Source organism: Gordonibacter sp. RACS_AR68 (genome assembly GCF_030418485.1).
Lineage (GTDB): Bacteria > Actinomycetota > Coriobacteriia > Coriobacteriales > Eggerthellaceae > Gordonibacter > Gordonibacter urolithinfaciens.
The window spans coordinates 124,726-141,786 of record NZ_JAIPUP010000002.1 but is presented as its reverse complement, the minus strand read 5'-3'; the positions used below and the strand labels follow the sequence as shown (position 1 = coordinate 141,786).

The 17,061-nt window shown below is 64.5% G+C and carries 13 protein-coding genes and 1 pseudogene; 4 read left to right on the top strand and 10 right to left on the bottom strand.

Translation table 11 applies throughout. The annotated features are described in order from the left end of the window. Positions 1–47: 47 nt before the first annotated feature. The 3 genes and pseudogenes from K9U15_RS05355 to K9U15_RS05345 form a co-directional block, all read right to left on the bottom strand. Positions 48–1,433, bottom strand: a pseudogene (locus K9U15_RS05355) (von Willebrand factor type A domain-containing protein); the annotation flags it as partial. A 386-nt stretch (positions 1,434–1,819) separates the two neighbouring features. Next, entirely contained in the window at positions 1,820–2,710 is an 891-nt protein-coding gene (locus K9U15_RS05350; RefSeq protein ID WP_096228118.1) for a hypothetical protein, read from the bottom strand. Beyond that, positions 2,697–3,203, bottom strand: a complete 507-nt coding sequence (locus K9U15_RS05345; protein ID WP_231897391.1) for an RNA polymerase sigma factor — start codon at positions 3,201–3,203, stop codon at positions 2,697–2,699. Before K9U15_RS05345 ends, K9U15_RS05350 begins: the two co-directional genes overlap by 14 nt. 357 nt (positions 3,204–3,560) lie before the next feature. Here K9U15_RS05345 and K9U15_RS05340 point away from each other — a divergent pair, with 357 nt between their 5' ends. Together K9U15_RS05340 and K9U15_RS05335 are read left to right on the top strand one after the other, a co-directional pair. Next, positions 3,561–3,692 (top strand): hypothetical protein, encoded by a 132-nt coding sequence (locus tag K9U15_RS05340; protein WP_269456915.1) that lies wholly within the window; start codon positions 3,561–3,563, stop codon positions 3,690–3,692. Between the two features lie 180 nt (positions 3,693–3,872). Beyond that, entirely contained in the window at positions 3,873–5,852 is a 1,980-nt protein-coding gene (locus K9U15_RS05335) for a RecQ family ATP-dependent DNA helicase (RefSeq protein ID WP_123673643.1), read from the top strand. A gap of 56 nt (positions 5,853–5,908) precedes the next feature. Here the strand turns inward: K9U15_RS05335 and K9U15_RS05330 are convergent, their stop codons facing one another. The 7 genes from K9U15_RS05330 to K9U15_RS05300 all read right to left on the bottom strand — a co-directional run bounded on the left by K9U15_RS05330 (position 5,909) and on the right by K9U15_RS05300 (position 14,748). After that, complete coding sequence (locus K9U15_RS05330; protein ID WP_301155719.1) at positions 5,909–6,955, bottom strand: DUF4097 family beta strand repeat-containing protein; 1,047 nt, start codon at positions 6,953–6,955, stop codon at positions 5,909–5,911. Further along, positions 6,939–7,778 carry a DUF1700 domain-containing protein gene (locus K9U15_RS05325; protein ID WP_096228121.1) on the bottom strand — a complete coding sequence of 280 codons (840 nt, stop codon included), beginning with the start codon at positions 7,776–7,778 and terminating at the stop codon, positions 6,939–6,941. Before K9U15_RS05325 ends, K9U15_RS05330 begins: the two co-directional genes overlap by 17 nt. Further along, complete coding sequence (locus K9U15_RS05320; protein WP_087191045.1) at positions 7,775–8,089, bottom strand: PadR family transcriptional regulator; 315 nt, start codon at positions 8,087–8,089, stop codon at positions 7,775–7,777. Before K9U15_RS05320 ends, K9U15_RS05325 begins: the two co-directional genes overlap by 4 nt. A 212-nt stretch (positions 8,090–8,301) precedes the next feature. Next, entirely contained in the window at positions 8,302–9,726 is a 1,425-nt protein-coding gene (locus K9U15_RS05315; protein ID WP_096228122.1) for an SLC13 family permease, read from the bottom strand. 96 nt (positions 9,727–9,822) lie between these two features. Continuing rightward, positions 9,823–11,241: an SLC13 family permease gene (locus tag K9U15_RS05310; RefSeq protein ID WP_123673639.1), complete on the bottom strand. Its 1,419-nt coding sequence runs from the start codon at positions 11,239–11,241 to the stop codon at positions 9,823–9,825. Positions 11,242–11,322: 81 nt separating this feature from the next. Next, positions 11,323–12,132: a 4Fe-4S dicluster domain-containing protein gene (locus tag K9U15_RS05305; RefSeq protein WP_096228124.1), complete on the bottom strand. Its 810-nt coding sequence runs from the start codon at positions 12,130–12,132 to the stop codon at positions 11,323–11,325. 3 nt (positions 12,133–12,135) lie between these two features. Then, positions 12,136–14,748 carry a molybdopterin-dependent oxidoreductase gene (locus tag K9U15_RS05300; protein WP_096228125.1) on the bottom strand — a complete coding sequence of 871 codons (2,613 nt, stop codon included), beginning with the start codon at positions 14,746–14,748 and terminating at the stop codon, positions 12,136–12,138. A 361-nt stretch (positions 14,749–15,109) separates the two neighbouring features. Here K9U15_RS05300 and K9U15_RS05295 point away from each other — a divergent pair, with 361 nt between their 5' ends. Continuing rightward, positions 15,110–16,078 (top strand): LysR family transcriptional regulator, encoded by a 969-nt coding sequence (locus tag K9U15_RS05295; protein WP_157780580.1) that lies wholly within the window; start codon positions 15,110–15,112, stop codon positions 16,076–16,078. A 629-nt stretch (positions 16,079–16,707) separates the two neighbouring features. Further along, entirely contained in the window at positions 16,708–16,968 is a 261-nt protein-coding gene (locus K9U15_RS05290; RefSeq protein WP_096228128.1) for a hypothetical protein, read from the top strand. Positions 16,969–17,061 lie beyond the last annotated feature (93 nt).

Sequence of the window (17,061 nt, the reverse complement as noted above, 5' to 3'; positions counted from 1 at the left end):
GTGCCCGCGTGGGGCGACTGGCGCAGCACCATGGCGCACTCGGCGACGGCGGCGGCCAGGCGCCAGTCGCTGCTCGGCTCGTCGGTCTGGTCGGCGCGCCCGATGACGCGCGCCTGGCTTTGCGTGACGTCCTCGCCGGCGGGGCGGTAGCGCACGGAGCAGGTGAGCCACTCGCTGCCGTCGGTGCAGATGGCAAGGCCGCCGCCCCCGTCGCCGCCCGACGCGCCCGCCTCGGCGTCTCCCGCCCTTGCGGCGTCGCCGTCCGAGCGGCCGTACTTCAGCTGCGGGACGGCCACCTCGAACGGCGAATCGACCGGCACCACCTCGTAGGCCACGGTGAACGCGTGCCCCGCGCCCACCTCGCCGGCGTCCGCCGCATCGTCCAGGAAGTCCTCGTCGGCCAGCGCACGGTTCTCGTAGCCGATAAGCCGGTAGCCTTTGACCTGGACGGGGTTGAATTCCACCTGCAGCTTCACGTCATCGGCCAGCGGGGTGAAGTTCGCCAGCAGGTTGCGGCCCAGCACGCGCCGGGCCTCTTCGGCGCAGTCGATGTAGTGGTAGGAGCCGTCGCCGTGGTCGGCCAGCACCTCCATCTTGGCGTCCTGGTAGTTGCCCGTGCCGAACCCGAGCACCGACAGGTACACGCCTTGCCCGCGGCGCTCGTCCACGAAGTCATGCAGCTCGTCCTCCGAGGTCATGCCCACGTTCAAGTCGCCGTCGGAGGCCATGACGATGCGGTTCGCGCCGCCTTCGACGAAGTTCCGCTCGGCCACGTCGTAGGCTGTGCGCAGGCCGGCCTCGCCGTTCGTGGAGCCCTCGGCCCGCAGGCTGCCCACTGCGCGCAGGATGCGCTGCCGGTCGGCGCCGCTCGCGCCTTCCAGCACCACGCGCTCCTCGCCGCTGTACGTGACCAGGGACACGCGGTCGTTCTCGCCCAAGCCTTGCACGAGCGTGGCGAACGCCTCCTGCAGAAGCGGAAGCTTGTCGGGGTCGGCCATGGAGCCGGACACGTCGACGAGGAACACGAGGTTCGAGCCGGTCTCGGGAGCAGGCTCGGTCGGAGCGGTGGCGAAACCCATGACCAGGAGCTTCGTGTCGGGGTTCCATGGGCAGTCGGCCATCTCGGCAGAGATGCCGAACAGGTCGTCGCCCTCGGGCGGTGCGTAGCGGTAATCGAAGTAGTTCAGCAGCTCCTCGGTGCGCACGGCGCCTGCGGGGATGTCGGCGGGCCACGCCCCGTCGCGCACCATGCGGCGCAGGTTGGCATAGGAGGCCGTGTCCACATCGGCGGAGAACGTGGAGAGCGGCCGTGCGGCCGTGGACACGAAGCCGGTCTCCTCCACGCGTGCGTACCCCTCGCCGGCATAGGGGTACGCAGGCAGGTTGCCGTCGGGCCCGGGAGAGCAGCCGGCGGATGCGCCTCCCGCGTTCATGCCGGCCGCGCCCGGGGCTTCCGATGCGGATCCGTCCCGGGCTGCACCGACGGCGTGGAGCTCTTCGCCTGGCGCCGCCTGGAGGCTGGCCGGGAGCGTGCACCACCACCAGGCGCCTGCCGCCAGCACCGCCGCAAGCGCGAAGGCTCCTGCGGCGAGCAGGCGGGCATGCGGGTGGCGCGGGACGGGGGAGCGGTGCTCGTTCGCGCGGGCGGGCATAGAGGCTTTCATGGGCATTCCTTCTCTCGCTTGCTGCCCTTAACACGATCGAGGATGCCGGTTTGTCGGGGAGATTCCGCGCGATGGGCCGCACCGCTCGGAGGGGCGTGGCGCGGACCGTCGCGCTTGCGTCCGCTGCGTGCGGTTCCCGTGTGCGGAATCCCGTGCTACGCGGCTTCGTCGGCCCAGTAGCAGGCGGCGTCGCCCGGATAGCGCACGGCGTAGGGATGCGCGTCGCTCGCCGAGGCGAAAACCGTGCAGGCTACATCATGGCCACCGGTACCGTCGGAGGCGGTCGCCTGCTCGATCTCGGCGCCCACGAGGGCCGGGTCGGCGACGAGCGGGTGTCCCGCGTCGTCGACCGCAATGCGCAGGGCCTGGCCGGAGGCGAGCGTGACGAACGGGTAGCGCGCGTCGGCATCGCTGCCGCTGCTGGAGGAGCCCTCGTTGGCCGAACCGTCGGAGGACGGCGCATCCGCAGAGCCGTCGGACGGGGGCGCGCCCGCGGAGCCGTCGTTTCGGCCCGCCTCGGGTGCGCCGTCCTTGGCGCCGCCGGACGGCGAGCCGAGGTCCTCGGAAGCCATGCCGTCCGAGATGCTGGCAAGCTCCCCTGACGACGAGGCGGCTCCGCTGCCCGCTGTCTGCAGGCTGCTGTTCAGCTGCGCGGCGACCAGCCCGTGATAGGCGAACGCGCCCACACCGGCCAGCAGCACCAGGCACGCCGCCGCCGGAAGCAGCATCTTTTTTGCACGCTGGCGCCGGGTGCTGCGCCCCGTGCCGGTCTGCGCAACCGGGCCGCGCCCCTTCGGGCCGGTTGCGGCCGCATGCTCGCCGCAGGTTGCGAGCAGGGCGGCGAGCATGCGCTCCTCGGCTGCGGCGGACGGGCCCATGCGGTCGAAGGCGCGTGCGATCGCCGCGTCGAGCCCGGACTCGCAGAAGGAGGGGTCCGCCGCCTGGCGCGCATCGGGCGCATTGGGGTCGATAGGCGGCGCGAAGGCCTGCTCGTCCTCGAAGGGGTCGTCGACGGCGAATAAGTCCTTGCGGTCACGGTCGTTCACGGCGCTCACCTCCCAACATGGTCTTAAGCAGCGCGCGGGCCTCGCTCAGGTGGCTGCGCACCGTCGAGGCGGGCGTGCCGGTGATGAGCGCGATGTCGGCGGTGCGGTACCCTTCGTAGTAGTACAGGTACACGCACGTCTTGTACTTCGGGGGAAGGGCGAGCACCGCCTCGAGCGTCTCGTCGCCATCGGCGGCCGTCCGGTCGTCGGGCACGTCGTCCGGCAGCTCGGCTGCGCATCGTCGCGCCGCGCTTCTCAGCATGTCGCGGCAGTGGTTCTGGGCGCACACGATGAGCCACGCCTTCTCGTGCTCGGCATCGTTGAAACGCCGCGGCTTGCAAAGCAACTTCGCGAACACGGTCTGCACCGCATCCTCCGCATCGGCCGCGTTGCCGAGATAGGCGTAGCACAGGCGGTAGACCGTCTTCGCATGGCGGCGGAACACCGCGGCTATGTCGTCGTTCTTCGGCAGGTTCTCCCTTTCTGCCCCCAACACGATCGCAGGGGCGGAAATGTCGGGAAACCGGCATACTTTTTTGCGCGCGATTGCCTTGTTCCCCGCTACGGACAGTGTAGCGGATGCGTAGGTGATGGAGGGAAGCGGCTCGGGCCGTGTCGGGTCCCACTCGCCAACCGTCGAAATGCCGTTCGAATCTTGCGCGGCAACCGTCGGGACCTTGCAGGGATCAAGCAGATTGCCGGCTCAAATTCTAAACGAGATACCACCTGTTCAAACAGCAATAATCGAAGACGCTTCACCATGTGAAACCAGAGTGGAACGTGCTAGAATGCCTCGCGTCAGCGGTGTCCGCTTCCAGCGGGTGACGCCTTAGAGATAAGGAGGATCCCCATGGATAGTTTCAACCTGATCGCAGGACTTTGTTCCATCTTGTCATTTCTTCTGGCAGCCTACGACTGGTCGCAGCGAAAACGGAAAGCGAGGGGCAAGGCGAAACAAGCATCAAAAAGGCGGCCGAGCTAGCACTCTGACCGCCTAACCTAGTCCCGCGTCACCCGCCCGGACTCACAACCCCGCGGGCACCGCTGACACCCTGCATTATACACACCGCAGCGTCCGGTGCAAGCCCGATTTTCGGGGGCGTTGCGGTATCATGATGGCGAGACGAGCGAGGGCGCAAATGCCCAGAGAGGGAAGGGCCCGATGGTTGAGGCGGCGGCCGCGAAGGCGGCATTGCGGGAGCATTTCGGCTACGAGGAGTTCCGTCCGGGGCAGGAGGGCGTGGTGGAGGCGATCCTCGCCGGCCGCGACGCGCTGGCGGTCATGCCCACGGGCGCCGGCAAGTCGGTGTGCTACCAGGTGCCCGGCATCGTGATGGAAGGCCTCGCGCTCGTGGTGAGCCCGCTCGTGTCGCTCATGGGCGACCAGGTGCGCGCGCTCCTCGACGCGGGCGTGCGCGGCGCCTACCTCAACTCCACGCTCACGCCCGGCCAGCAGGCCACCGTGCTGCGCCGCGCGCTCGCGGGCGCGTACCAGATCATGTACGTGGCGCCGGAGCGGCTGGCCGACCCGCGCTTCCTCGAGTTCGCGCGCAAGGCCGCCATCCCGCTCGTCGCCGTGGACGAGGCGCACTGCGTGTCGCAGTGGGGCCAGGACTTCCGCCCGTCGTACCTGGCCATCGGCGACTTCATCGAACAGCTGCCCGCGCGCCCCGTCGTGGCGGCGTTCACGGCCACGGCCACCGAGCGCGTGCGGCGTGACATCGTGCGCCTTCTGGATCTGCGCGACCCTTACGGGGTGGTCACGGGCTTCGACCGCCCGAACCTCTACTTCGGCGTGGAGCGCTTGGAGCCCAAGCGCAAGCTCGCCTGGATCGGGAGCTACGCGCTCGCGCATCCGGGCGACTCGGGGATCGTGTACTGCTCCACCCGCAAGGACACCGACAAGGTGCATGCCGCGCTCGTCGCCGCAGGCGTGCGCGCGGCGCGCTATCACGCGGGCATGCCGGCGGCGGAGCGCGCCGAGAGCCAGCGCGCGTTCATCGCCGACGACGCGCCGGTCATGGTGGCCACGAACGCCTTCGGCATGGGCATCGACAAGTCCAACGTGCGCTACGTGATCCACCACAACATGCCCGGCAGCATCGAGGCGTACTACCAGGAGGCCGGCCGCGCCGGGCGCGACGGCGAGCCGTCCACGTGCATGCTCCTATGGAGCGACGGCGACGTGTCAACCTGCCGTTTCTTCATCGAGCAGGAGTCGGGCAACGAGGAGCTCTCGCCCGAGGAGGCCGACGCCGTGCGCGCCTCGCGCCGCCGCCTGCTGGAGGCCATGGTGGGCTACTGCCACACCACGGGGTGCCTGCGCCGCTACATCCTGAACTACTTCGGCGAAGACGCCGCCCCTGCGGCACCCGGCCAAGCCCCCAGCGTGCGCGAGGCGTACATCGCGTTCGGCGAGGCCGCGCCGACCGACGGCACCGCGCCGACCGGCGGCGCTTCCGCGCCCGTCGCCGGGTGCAACAACTGCTCCAATTGCGAGGGAACGTTCGACGCCGTGGACGTGACCGACCTGGCGCGCGCCGTCATGCGCTGCGTGCAGGAGCTGCGCGGGCGTTTCGGCAAGGGGCTCGTGGTGGACGTGCTGCGCGGCTCGAAGAGCGCGAAGGTGCTCGATATGCACCTGGACGAGGCGGCCAGCTACGATGCGGTGGACGCCTCCGCCGCCCAGGTCAAGGAGGTTATCGAGCTTTTGGCCGCCGGCGGCTACCTTGCGATTACCGAAGGCACCTACCCTACGGTGGGACTTGGCCCGCGTGCCCGCGAGGCGGCGGAGGACGGGTTCTCCCTCTCCATGAAGAAGGTCGTGCGCAAGGCCGAACGCGTGCGGGGCGCCGAAGCGGGCGCCGGCCGCGCGTTCGGCGCCTCGGGCACGGCGGTCGCGTCGGGCGAGGCCGACCCGGAGCTGTTCGAGCGCCTGCGCACGCTGCGCAAGCGCCTGGCGGACGAGGCCGGAGTGCCGCCCTACATCGTGTTCTCGGACGCCACCCTGCGGGACATGTGCGCGAAGCGCCCCGCCACCGAGGACGGGTTCCTGGACGTCTCCGGCGTGGGCGCCACGAAGCTCGCCCGCTACGGCGAGGCGTTCCTCGCCGAGCTCGCCGCCTATGAAAGCGCAGGATAGCCCGCCCGGACGCCTTCGCGCCGGGCGGGCTGACGGCCACCGTCCTGCGGGCCCTCTTACAGGGCAGCAGGTGCTGCCGGCGCGGCAGGTGCCCCGGGTGCCGACGGGCTGCTGCCGTCTGACGAGGCGCCGTCGTTGCCGCGCCTTGCGGAATCGGGAGCCGCTTCCACGTTGAAGTCGAGGTCGATGCTGCCGCTCGTGGTGCGCACGACGATGCGCTTGCCGACGCCGATCGTGCCGCTGGGGGCGTCCACGCGGCCGCTCGTAGAGGAGACCGCGATGTCGTAGTCGGTCGCAGGGTTCGCGAACATGACGTCCACCCTGCCGCTCGTCGCCTCTATCATGGTCTCGTTCGCGTCCAGCCCGGCTCCGCCGATGCTTCCGCTTGATCCGCGGATATCCAGCGTGGTCGCGCGCACATCGCTCAAGTCCTGGCGCCCGCTCGCGGTGCCCGTCTCCACCGTGGCGGCCTCGACGTCCCCCAGGGAGAGCGAGCCGCTCGACGTGCGGGCCGAGAAGCCCTCGGCATCCACGCCCACCACGCCGATGCTGCCGCTCGACGTTTTCAGGCTCATGGTGCCGGCGCTCGTGCGCAGCACCGACAGGCTGCCGCTGCTCGCCGTGAGCGACACGGCTTCCAGGCCGTCGAGGTCCGCCACGTCGATGCTTCCGCTGCCCGTCTCCACGGTGAGGGAGCCCGTATAGCTGCGCGGCACCTTCACCACGGTGGCATGGTCCTGGAACTCCACCTTCATGATCATGAGTCCTGTGAGCGACGTGCCGTGGCCGGTTATCTCCAGTACGCCCCCTTCGTCGACGACGTCCACGGTCTTCTCGCTGCTGGTCCAGCACGTCACCTCGAAGGCGTCGCCGTCGGCCTGCTCGAAGCGCACGTCCCCGCCGGCGTCCCTCACCACGATGGCGGTGTGGGGCGCCTCTGCCTCGGGTTCCAGGATCCTCGTATCCGACACCCAGTCGCGCGTGGTGTTGGACAGGTTCTCGAAGCGGAAGTCCGCCGCGACGAACGCCCCGAGGGCGAGCGCCGACCCGCCAACCAGTAAAACGGTGGCGACGATCAGGACTGCTTTACGCGCGGTGGTCATGGCTCTGCGCTCCTTCCGGGGCCGGGTTTCCCGCCGCAGGCGCGCTCGGCGCGGTCGGGAAGGGGATGGTGCCCTGCGCGGTGGCAGGGGGGTACGCGCCGGGGCAGGGGGCCGCGGCGTAGGCGGCGCCGGGATAGGGCGCCCCGTACGGCGGGGCGGGCGGGGCGCCGGCGGCAACCGGTACGGACGGCGAGCCCGGTGCGGGAGCGTACGGCGGCGCGGCCTGGCCGGACCCGTGCACCTTCTTCACGAACAGCCCCTTGATCCAGCGGGCGAACGAGTGGGTGAGCTGCACGAGCCCCTTGCTGGCGGCAAGGACGCCGAACAGGGCGAACAGCCCCGTCCCCGCGGCGGCCAGCCCGCAGCCCAGAAGCCAGGCGGCCGTGAGCGGGTAGCCGGTGGCAAGGCACCACACCAAACCCACGATGCCGATGGGGCCGCACAGCAGCAGCGTGGCGACGGTCGCCCACAGCGCCACGACGACCATCCAGATGGACAGGTACACCATCAAGGCCGCCATGACCAGTGCCAACGCCACGGGCACCCAGATGGGCGAGAACACCACGAGCAGCACCACGTTGAGCGTGCGGCTGCCGGTGTTCGCCTTCGCGATGGCCTTCGGGATGACCGGCGTCTCGGCGATGATCTGGGCGGCGATGGCCCCCACCGGCCCGAGCGCCGCCACGGCGTCGGCCTCGCTCATGCCGTCCTCCATGCGGTCGTCGATCATCTCCAGGTAGAAGGCGATCGACTGCTCCACCTCGTATGACGGCAGCTTGCCGAGCGCGCGCCGCAGCGCGTCGGAGAACTCGGTCTTGTTCATTTTCTGGCACCTCGTTTCACGTAATCGTAGATGGAGACGACGTCGTCCCGCTCGCGCAGGAACTCGTCGATATGGCGCACGCCTGCCTCGGTGATGCGGTAGTACTTGCGCAACCGCCCGCTGTGCTCGACGGAGTACGTGGTGAGCAGCCCCGCTGCTTCCAATCGTTTGAGCAGGGGGTAGAGCGTCGATTCGGTCAGGTTCAGGATCGCGGGCACGTCCTTGACGATCTGGTAGCCGTACGAATCCTGCCGGTTGATCGAGGCGAGCACGCAGACTTCGAGGAACCCTCGCTTCATCTGTGCGTCCATTGCATACCTCCTTTCGCCCGATACTATACAACGCATAGTATCGGGCGTCAACGGGTATTCGGAAAACGTTCAGCGAGGGTAGGTGCTCATACGCCTAAATGCGCGAACAGCCGGCACTCCGGTGAGTGTCGGCTGTTCCGCCTGTGGTCGTTCTGCAATATGGTCGAGAAGGTTGAAAAGTCATCTCGGCGTGCGCGGTGGTGCTCGTAGGCTTAAGCGAAGCCGAACAGGGCGCAGAGCGCTGGCAGCAGCGTCACGGTCAAAGCGATGAGCAATATTGTGGGTATCCAGCCGATCCTCGCCATGTCGGACATGCGATAGTATCCAGTGGAGTACGTGAGGATGGGTACGCAATCCAGTGGCAGCAGGTAGGCTAGCGAAGCCTGCCAGGCAACTACCATCAGCATACAGTACATGCTGATGCCGAAGTCTCCTGCGATGATGCCCAAGGGATAGGCCAAGATTCCCGCCACGGCAGGACCTACGGGTACGATATTGTGCACGATCGCACCGATGGTCGAAAGCACCGCGAGCACGGCAAGGGGCGTTTTCCAGTTCTCGGGCAAGGCTGCGACCACGGTCGAGACCATCCAGTCTCCGGCGCCGGTGGACACCACGAAGTGGGCTGCGGATAAGATGCACATGATCATGATCAAGACGCCCCAGTTCATACGCGATACCATCGATTTGAAGTCGAGGGTGGAGCAGCCGGGTACCGAGAGCAGCACCACGGCGCAGATGGCGATCATGGCAGTGTTCAGATAGCTGATCCAAGAGCTGAGTATCCAGAACAGCATGGCGAGCGCGATGATGGCAACCGTCATTATCTCGGAGCGCGTGAGCCTGCCCATACCCGAGACCTCTTCCATGGTGGTGTCAATGGACGATTGCAAGATGGGCTCTGGTTTGAAGAACCGGGTGATGACGAGCCACGAGGCAAACAGCATGATCGCGCAGAATGGAAGCCCGAGCATCGACCATTCGACGAAATTCATATTCACACCGAACAATGACGAGAACAGCCCAACCGTGATCACGTTGCAACCGTTGCCGGTCATCACGGCGCATCCCCCGGCATATGATGCCCAAGGAATGGCTATCATCATGGCTTTGCCCATGGGCGATTTCAACTTTTCAGCACCGTTCAACTCCAACAAGCGCTTTCCAACCGAGATAAACACGCCGCAGGCGGCGACATCCGACATGAAAAAGGAGAGGAATGCTGTGGCGCACATGAAGCCCAGCAGCATTTTGTTGGTGTCGGTGCCCGACCTCCTGAGTACGAAGGCTGCGATGCGGGTGGGAATGGTGGTAGCATCGAGGGCAACCGTGAACGCGAACGTGCCCATGAGGAAGAACACCGTTGATCCCATGGCGTTAGAGTACGCCTCATCGAACGAGCATACGCCCATGATGGGCATCATGATGAGCACGAGCAGCGCCGTTGCTGGCAACGGCAGTGATTCGGTTACCCACAGAAGAATGCCTGCCGCTAAAATTCCCAAAACCATGCGGCCCTCGTAGGTCAGCCCCTCCGTCGTCGGGGCGAGAGCCGTTGCGGCGACGATGGCGATGGCGATAAGTATGCAAGCAACGTTGCGCGGCCGCAGCGAGGCATGCAGGACGGCTTCAGACACGGTTGACCCCCCAAGTTATAAATGCTCTCCCCCCATCGAACAGACCCCTTTTCCGAAAGGGCGAGGGGTCTGTTCGACGCAGAACACGATGTAACTTTACATAGCTCCGAGCATCGGCGGAACAACGAGCAGGAACGCACTGAAGAACACCATCGTCGCCAAGGTGACGGGTAGGCCGCCCTTCCACATCTCGTTGAACTTGTAGTAGCCCCCTGCGTAGGAGACCAGCAGCACCGAGTCCAAGGGAACCAGGAAGCATAAGGCGCACCACAGCGCGAGCATCAGGATCGTGGCGGTAAAGTTGCCGCCCACTGCCCCCACCAACCCCAGCACCGGTGCGGTTACGAGTGCTGCCAGACCGGGACCCGACGGGAAAAAGTTGTGCACGATGGCCAGCACGACGCTGATCACCAAGAACAGCATGACGAAGCTCATGTTGGCCGTCACACCCAGAAGCAGGCTGACGATCCAAGCCACCGATCCGGCTGCCGACATAGCGGCGACGATGCCGTTGATGGAAGCCATCATCAGCAGGATGTCCCACGGGCTCTCCGAGCGGTACTGCTTGGTGGTGATCATGGACGTTCCCGGCAGGAACAGCAGGCCCAGAGCAACCAACGCAATGAAGGTTGTATTCAGCACCGGTAGCCAGGAGCTGACGATCCAGCATGCCAGGGCTACCAGCAACACGCCGATGTTGAACTTCTCCTTGAAGTCCATGGGCGGCAGCGAGGATACCTCGCCTAGGAACTTGTCGACGGTCTCCTGGCTTAAAGGTTCAGGCTTGTATACCTTGACCAGGATGAGCCAGCAAGCTACCAGGCTCAGTGCTACCGGAATGATGGTGTAACCGAACCATTCGGCGAAGGTGATGCTCACGCCGCAGGCGCTTTCGGCCAGTCCAAGCACGACCACGTTGATGGGTGTGCCGGAGGGCAGCAGACAGCCGCCGAACATCACGGCGAAGGGAATGGCGAGGGCCAGGCAGCGGCCCATGTTCGATTCGCCCGGCTTGGCGCCCGCCGCACGCAGCAGCGAGGCCGCGAAGCCCATCATGATGGCCGTGAGGGCGATGTTCGACATAACGGTGGAAATAATGGCAGAGATCACCATAAAGCCGAGAATGACCAGGTTAATATTGCCTTTCACCATGCGCACGACCATGGCTATGAGGCGCTGTGGAAATGTGGACACCCCGAGGAACGTTGTGAAGCCGAAAATACCCACGAACATCCACAGTGAGCTGGTGAACGTGGCCGCCCAGATATCGTTGTAGGATGCGATACCCAGGAATCCGCACAGCGCAACCATGACGAGCGACGTGATGGGCAGCGGTAGCGCTTCGGTTGCCCACATGACGACGGCGGCCAGCAAGACCATGATCGCGGTTTGGCCTTCACGGGCCAAATCGGGTGACCAGAGCGGGCCGAACTGGCCTATGAGAATCAATGCGATGGCAATGACGATCCATGTCCATTTGAACAGAACCTTGTTGCCCTTGGCTGTTTCAGCCATGGTGTTACCCCTTCCTGTTGCTTGTCCAGAAACCCGCACGACGCCATATCCCCAACGCCGTGCGGAAACCCCCGGCAACGTTTACGCGATGGCCTTGAGGAAGATGTCTCCCAGAACCACGTCCTCAGCGGTGGTGTCGGCATCGAGGACGATGTCCTCGTAGCCCTCAACCGTTGCAGCTACGGTGTAAGGGCGTTCGTCCAGCTCCTTGAAGCGGAACTCCCCGAACGCGTCGGTCTTCACTGTGGCAACCTCATTGCCATCGGTGTCCAGCAGGCGCACCGGCGTGCCGATGATCACCTCGTTTGCCACGCGATCCACCAGTACCCCGTACACCCAGCGCTTGGGTATGCCACGGTAGAACACATGAGGATGGTTCTCGGCTACGCTTGGCAGGGGCACGGCGTCGGCAGGTACGTTTTCCTCGTCGACGTAGGTCAAGGCGCCGGTGGCGCATACGTCCACGCAGCGGGGGACGCTCCATCCGTCGTCCAGCAGATGCGCGCAGCCGGTGCACTTCTGCGGGATGTCCAGGGATTCGTTCCAGTAAACGGCGCCGGCCGGGCAGGCCTCGGCGATGGCTCGCTGCCCCTTGGCCTTCACCGGGTCGATGATGATCAGACCATCCTCCCGGCGGTACACGGCTCCGTCCTTGGACGCCTCCATGCAGGCTGCGTTGTCGCAGTGGCCGCACATGACCGGCTCGTATTGCACCTTCACCTCGGGTATTTTGCCTCGGGTAACCTGGTCGACCCGGCACCAGAACTGCCCGGTCATGGGCTGTTCTGCGGCGATGGGGCTCCAATCGTTTCCGCAGTGCTCGTCTTTGCACGCCATCTGGCAGCCGTAGCAGCCGTTGCACAAGGTGGCATCGAACAGAATGGTCTTCATGATTTAAGCCTCCTGCAGGTAGTCGTAGACGTTCGTGCCCGTCTCGATCGTGTAATGCTCGGCCTCGAAGGCCTCGGGGTACCGCTCCATCAGGGCGTGGATGTCGCACTTGCGCACGCCCACCAAGAACCCGCCGGTCACCTCGCCGGCCGCATTCTTGGAAGACGTGGCGCTGGGGGCGATGAGGTTGTTCGCGCCACCGCGGTCGATGCCTCCCACGCCGGGAACGATGGGGTCGGTTTCGGCACCGTGGTCCTGCAGCACCGCGCCGGGGATGACGCGTTCGGTGACATAGGCTCCGCCTAGTACCGTGCCTCGCTCGTTGAACACCTCCACGATGTCGCCATTCTCGATGCCTAGCCTGGCCGCGTCGGCAGGATGGATCCATACCGGCTCGTAGGCATAGCCGTCGACGCCCACGACCTTGCACGTCTCTATCTCGCGCGTCCATGGGCAGTCATCGAAATTGGCGTGGATGCGCCAGCGCGGATGGTTGGACACCAGCAGGAAGGGATAGTCCTTGGCACGCTCGCAGCTGATGCGCTCGTGGTGCGTCTCCGACTCCTCGATCCATTTGGCCACGGGCTGGCGCTCCTCGTCGTCGGGGAAGAAGTTTGCCAGGCCGGTGGAGTAGAACTCGATCTTGCCCGTGGGGGTTTCCATGGGGTTGTTCACGGGATCCTCGTAGAACTCGATCATGCCGGCAGGCTCCTGGTCCCAGCCCTCGCGTGTGGGCAGCATCTGGTAGCCCTGGCGCTTGATCAACTCGAGGTCCTGCTCCTCTTCGGGCAGGCCAGATCCCTGGTAGCCCACTTCCTGCCATTCCTCCACGGTCATGTCGCCGGTCAGGTGGCTGGCACAGTCCTCGTAAATTCCTCCATAGGCCTGCAGCTTCTTTGCTACCTCGACCACGGCTTCGTAGTCTGAGAGCGACTCGAGCTGCCGGTCGCAGGCGCGCTGCTCCCAGATGATGGAGTTGAACTGGCCCGAGTACGTGTCAACGCCGAAGTCGTCCAATTCGAGTGTTGTGGAGATGGGCAGGATCATGTCGGCGAACAAGGTGTCGTTTTCCATCCAGGGGTGCTGCACCAGGAAGAACTCCAGGTTGGGGTTCAGCAATGCGTCCTGAAACTCGTTGCCGCCGTTCCAGCAGGTTGACCAGCAGGGGGAGTCGGACCAGATCATCTTGATACCGTGGTCACCATCCTGCGGGAACTGGAATTTCTTGAACTGATCGGTGCGATGGTGGCGGCTCGTGGTGTGGCCGTACCATTCCACCTTCTCGCCATCCTCGACGTTGATGCACTGGGGCACGAGCGTTTTGGGGATGAAGGATGCGGGAAGCTCGCCCAATACCGAGCCGTGGTAGCAGGCGCGCACCTCGGGAAGGAAGTGACCCGGGGGCAGCGGGTTGAAGGAGTCCATGCCGATGAGAGCCCATTCGATGAACTTGACCTGGTTGCGACCGGGTTTTCCCACGGCCTGCATGGCCAGCAAGTACACCTCGAGGCGCGCCGGCTCGTGCGAGTAGCATGAGCGGATATAGGAACCGCCGTTGCAGTGGCCGATGGACAGATTGTGCGACGCCCAGTAACGCGCCAGCGCCTTGATGCGGTAGGCTGGCACGTGGCATTTCTCCTCGGCCCACTCGGGCGTCTTGGGCACGCCGTCTTCGTTGCCTAGCACGTAGTACTCGAACCAGTCGAAGCCTTCGGTGTGGCTTTCCACGTAGTCCTTGTCATAGGTGCCCTCTGTCATCCACACATAGGCGATAGCCAGCTGCAGGGCGGCATCGGTGTTGGGCAGCACGGGAATCCACCGGTCGGCGTGCACGGCGTTGGCGTAGTTCACGTCGGGGGCGATGTGGATCTGCTCCACGCCTATCTCGCTGAACCAGAAGCATAGGCGCGATGCCTGCTGCCCCGACCAGCCCCACGGCGTGGTCTCGGGGTCGCAGCCCCAGAACAGCACGGCGTCGGAGTTCTCGGAAATGTCCTTGAACAGGTTGTGCTGGTGGGTGTTCTGCCCCAGGGGCTCGTTGCCCCAAGCGTGCTTTGCGCCCCAGTACCAGCCTTCCCACGAGTCGGGCTGGCGTGCCTGCATGGTAAGCCCGCCGGTCATGTCCAACAAGTTCGCCATAGTCCCGTGCGGGCCGTGGATGGAACCGGTTTCGCCATGCCCGTCGCCTTGGCAGAAGATGGAGTTGCGGCCGTAGGTCTTGTCGATGCGCACGATCTCGGAGGCTATGATGTCGGTGGCCTCGTCCCAGCTGATGCGCTCGTACTTCGACTTTCCTCGGTTCTGCGGGTTGCGCTCGCCGTTCGGATCCCAGTCCACGCGCTTCAGCGGGAAGGGCACGCGATTGGGGGAGTACGTGCGAGTCTTGTAGATGAAGGTGAACGGGGAGTTCAGCGTCTTCATGCCAGGTTCGAACGAGTGGCCCTTCGCGTTGATAGTCCAGTAGTTCAGATCCTCTTTCGTGTAGTGCTCGTCGTAGTGCACTGGGCGCATGCGTACGATTTTGCCGTCTTTGGAGTCGACGGCGGTGAGGTTGGCGCCGTTGCCGAAAGAACACAGCGACATGTTTTTGTAGATGGTCTTGTCAGACGTCTTCATACTCCTCCTACTTTCTCGTCCTCTGCTCTCTTGTCCCGAGCGGCGGGCGCGACCTGTCGGGCACGCGTGCCGATTCTGGGTGGGCGATGCGAAAACCAGCAGCCTAGCGCGCAAGGCGTTGGCTCGATTCACCACTGCGAGTGTAGGCGCCGGCGCGGGCGGTGAAAACAAGCGGCCCGTTGGGCTGCCTCCCGTTTTCGTGGGGGCTGTCGGGAGCTTCTTGTTTCGTGGGGCCGTCACCACATTTCGTTGGCCTGTGCACCCTCTCCGAAGGCTTCGAACACGCGATCTCGCGGCTTTTGCAGCCTCGTTTTGCCGTACAATGGCGGTGCTTCGGTTGGGGACGACGCAGGGGGTGCCTATGAATATCGAGTACTTGCACTATTTCTTGGACGTGGCGAAAACCAAGTCCATCACCCGGGCGGCAAAGCTGAACTTCATTTCGCCGCAGGGTATGAGCCGCGCGATGAACGAGCTCGAGAAGGAACTCGGTTGCGAGCTTCTCATCCGTTACCCCAACAAGCTCGCCCTTTCCCCTGTCGGCGAGGAGCTCGTTCCCAAGGCAGCCGAGATCATCGATGGATATGCGGAGATGCTCGAGTTTGCCGCTGCGAAGTCCCGAGTGCTGCATGCGGGTGGTGGCCGGTCCGTTCAGCTGGAATGCCAGAACATCGCCATGCTGGCCTTCTTGACGCAGGAAGCCAAAGATTATATCTTCGAATCGCGTGACCTGCGTTTTCGCGAGTCTCAGAACTCCCAGATCCGTCGCGATCTCCTTGCCATCAGCGCAAGTGAGGCCGATGAAGTCTGCCCTGCCATCATCGGCCTCACTTGCTTCTTCAACCAAGAGCGCTCCAGTTTCGGGGGCATCGACGACTTGGAGGCCAAGGGCTTCCAGTACCGGCCCTACTTGAAAACCTACGACAAGGTCATGGTGTGCGCGCGCTCGCCCTTGGCAGAGAAGGACGTTCTTTCTGATGAGGACGTTATCTCCAAGCCGCTGGTGTCGACCAACACGCATTTGTACAGCCTTCTATCAAAGCGTTATGGGCGTGATGCCATCGAGCTTTCCAGTGCCGATTTCTCGCTGCGAAGGCGCATGGTGGAATGCGATGCGGCTGTGTCGTTCCTGCCCGCCATCGCCTCGCTTACCATGCTTGGGGAAACTGGGTTCGTCCTACGCGACATGGAGCGTTCCTACGAGGTGGAGATAGGGTTCGTGGGTATGCAGTCCGACCTCGAGTCCGCCTGTTTTCAAGGGCTCATGCGCATCCTGGATGGTTTCTACCGTGATCACGTGGACTCGGGCCTGTACGTGCTGTGCGACTGAATCCTCCCTCGCGCATTGCGCGGAAGGCCCTCCCCGCTGCGAAGCAGGGAGGGCCTTCCGCCTTACGGTCCGGATAGACCGTTTAGATGCCAGGGGCTTTCGGGGCGCAAGGTGCCTTCGGCGCACCCGGGGCCTTGGGAGCCCCGGGTGCTTTCGGTGCTCCGGGTGCCTTAGGAGCGCCCGAAGAGGTGGCGCCTTTGGCGGAGAACCCGCATTCCTCGCACACCTGGGACGAGATCGGGTTCTCATGACCGCACATGGGGCAGGCGATGACGTTTGAATCGATAGCTGCTGGTCTGAAGCACATGGTTTCCTCCAATCGGATTGCTTGACGGATTACCAGCATAAATAAGCGCCATGCGTCCGAACAGCAGCCAGATAGGGGGGCTCCCCATGAAAAAGTGGGGCACCGATTTCGTGGGGGTACCCCCACGAAGGTCGGACGAGCATGCAGTGGGTGCGTTGCCGGTCGAGTTCGGCTGCCTTCGCATGGCTTGCATATCTGTAGCTGGCGGCCATCACGCTTCTGTTGCGCAGGCCCCTGTTTTCATTGGTCTGGTCTCGGTGTTTTTCCGTGATTGTGCACGTACTATTTGAGCGCGTGCAAACCAATAGGTAAGGAGGAAGAAATGCTCGGACCGCTCGGTGGGGACCGTCTGTGGAACCCGAAGGAACTCGACAAGTGCAAAGCCGCTGCACAGGAATTAGTGGACGCCCAGGACAAAGGTGCCGAAGAAGGGGGCATCATCTACGGGTACATGTATACCATGAACAACAGCAATTATGGCTACCAGGGCGACGACCTCGAATTCAAAAGCGCGGCCGATATCGCGGCGTTCGATGCGAACGGCCAGGTCAAGAAGACTTACATAGCATACAAGCAAGGTTAAGGCAACGCCTGTGAGGGCGCCGCTTTCGCGGCGCCCTCACAGGCTATACGCTTGCGCACGAACGGTGTCACGGTGGCCAGCACCAATGGTGCC

Bases quoted from the DNA above. Each gene is read 5' to 3' on its own strand.
- K9U15_RS05340 (WP_269456915.1), top strand. From the start codon at position 3,561: ATGGATAGTTTCAACCTGATCGCAGGACTTTGTTCCATCTTGTCATTT.
- K9U15_RS05335 (WP_123673643.1), top strand. From the start codon at position 3,873: ATGGTTGAGGCGGCGGCCGCGAAGGCGGCATTGCGGGAGCATTTCGGC.
- K9U15_RS05330 (WP_301155719.1), bottom strand. From the start codon at position 6,955: ATGACCACCGCGCGTAAAGCAGTCCTGATCGTCGCCACCGTTTTACTG.
- K9U15_RS05325 (WP_096228121.1), bottom strand. From the start codon at position 7,778: ATGAACAAGACCGAGTTCTCCGACGCGCTGCGGCGCGCGCTCGGCAAG.
- K9U15_RS05320 (WP_087191045.1), bottom strand. From the start codon at position 8,089: ATGGACGCACAGATGAAGCGAGGGTTCCTCGAAGTCTGCGTGCTCGCC.
- K9U15_RS05310 (WP_123673639.1), bottom strand. From the start codon at position 11,241: ATGGCTGAAACAGCCAAGGGCAACAAGGTTCTGTTCAAATGGACATGG.
- K9U15_RS05305 (WP_096228124.1), bottom strand. From the start codon at position 12,132: ATGAAGACCATTCTGTTCGATGCCACCTTGTGCAACGGCTGCTACGGC.
- K9U15_RS05300 (WP_096228125.1), bottom strand. From the start codon at position 14,748: ATGAAGACGTCTGACAAGACCATCTACAAAAACATGTCGCTGTGTTCT.
- K9U15_RS05295 (WP_157780580.1), top strand. From the start codon at position 15,110: ATGAATATCGAGTACTTGCACTATTTCTTGGACGTGGCGAAAACCAAG.
- K9U15_RS05290 (WP_096228128.1), top strand. From the start codon at position 16,708: ATGCTCGGACCGCTCGGTGGGGACCGTCTGTGGAACCCGAAGGAACTC.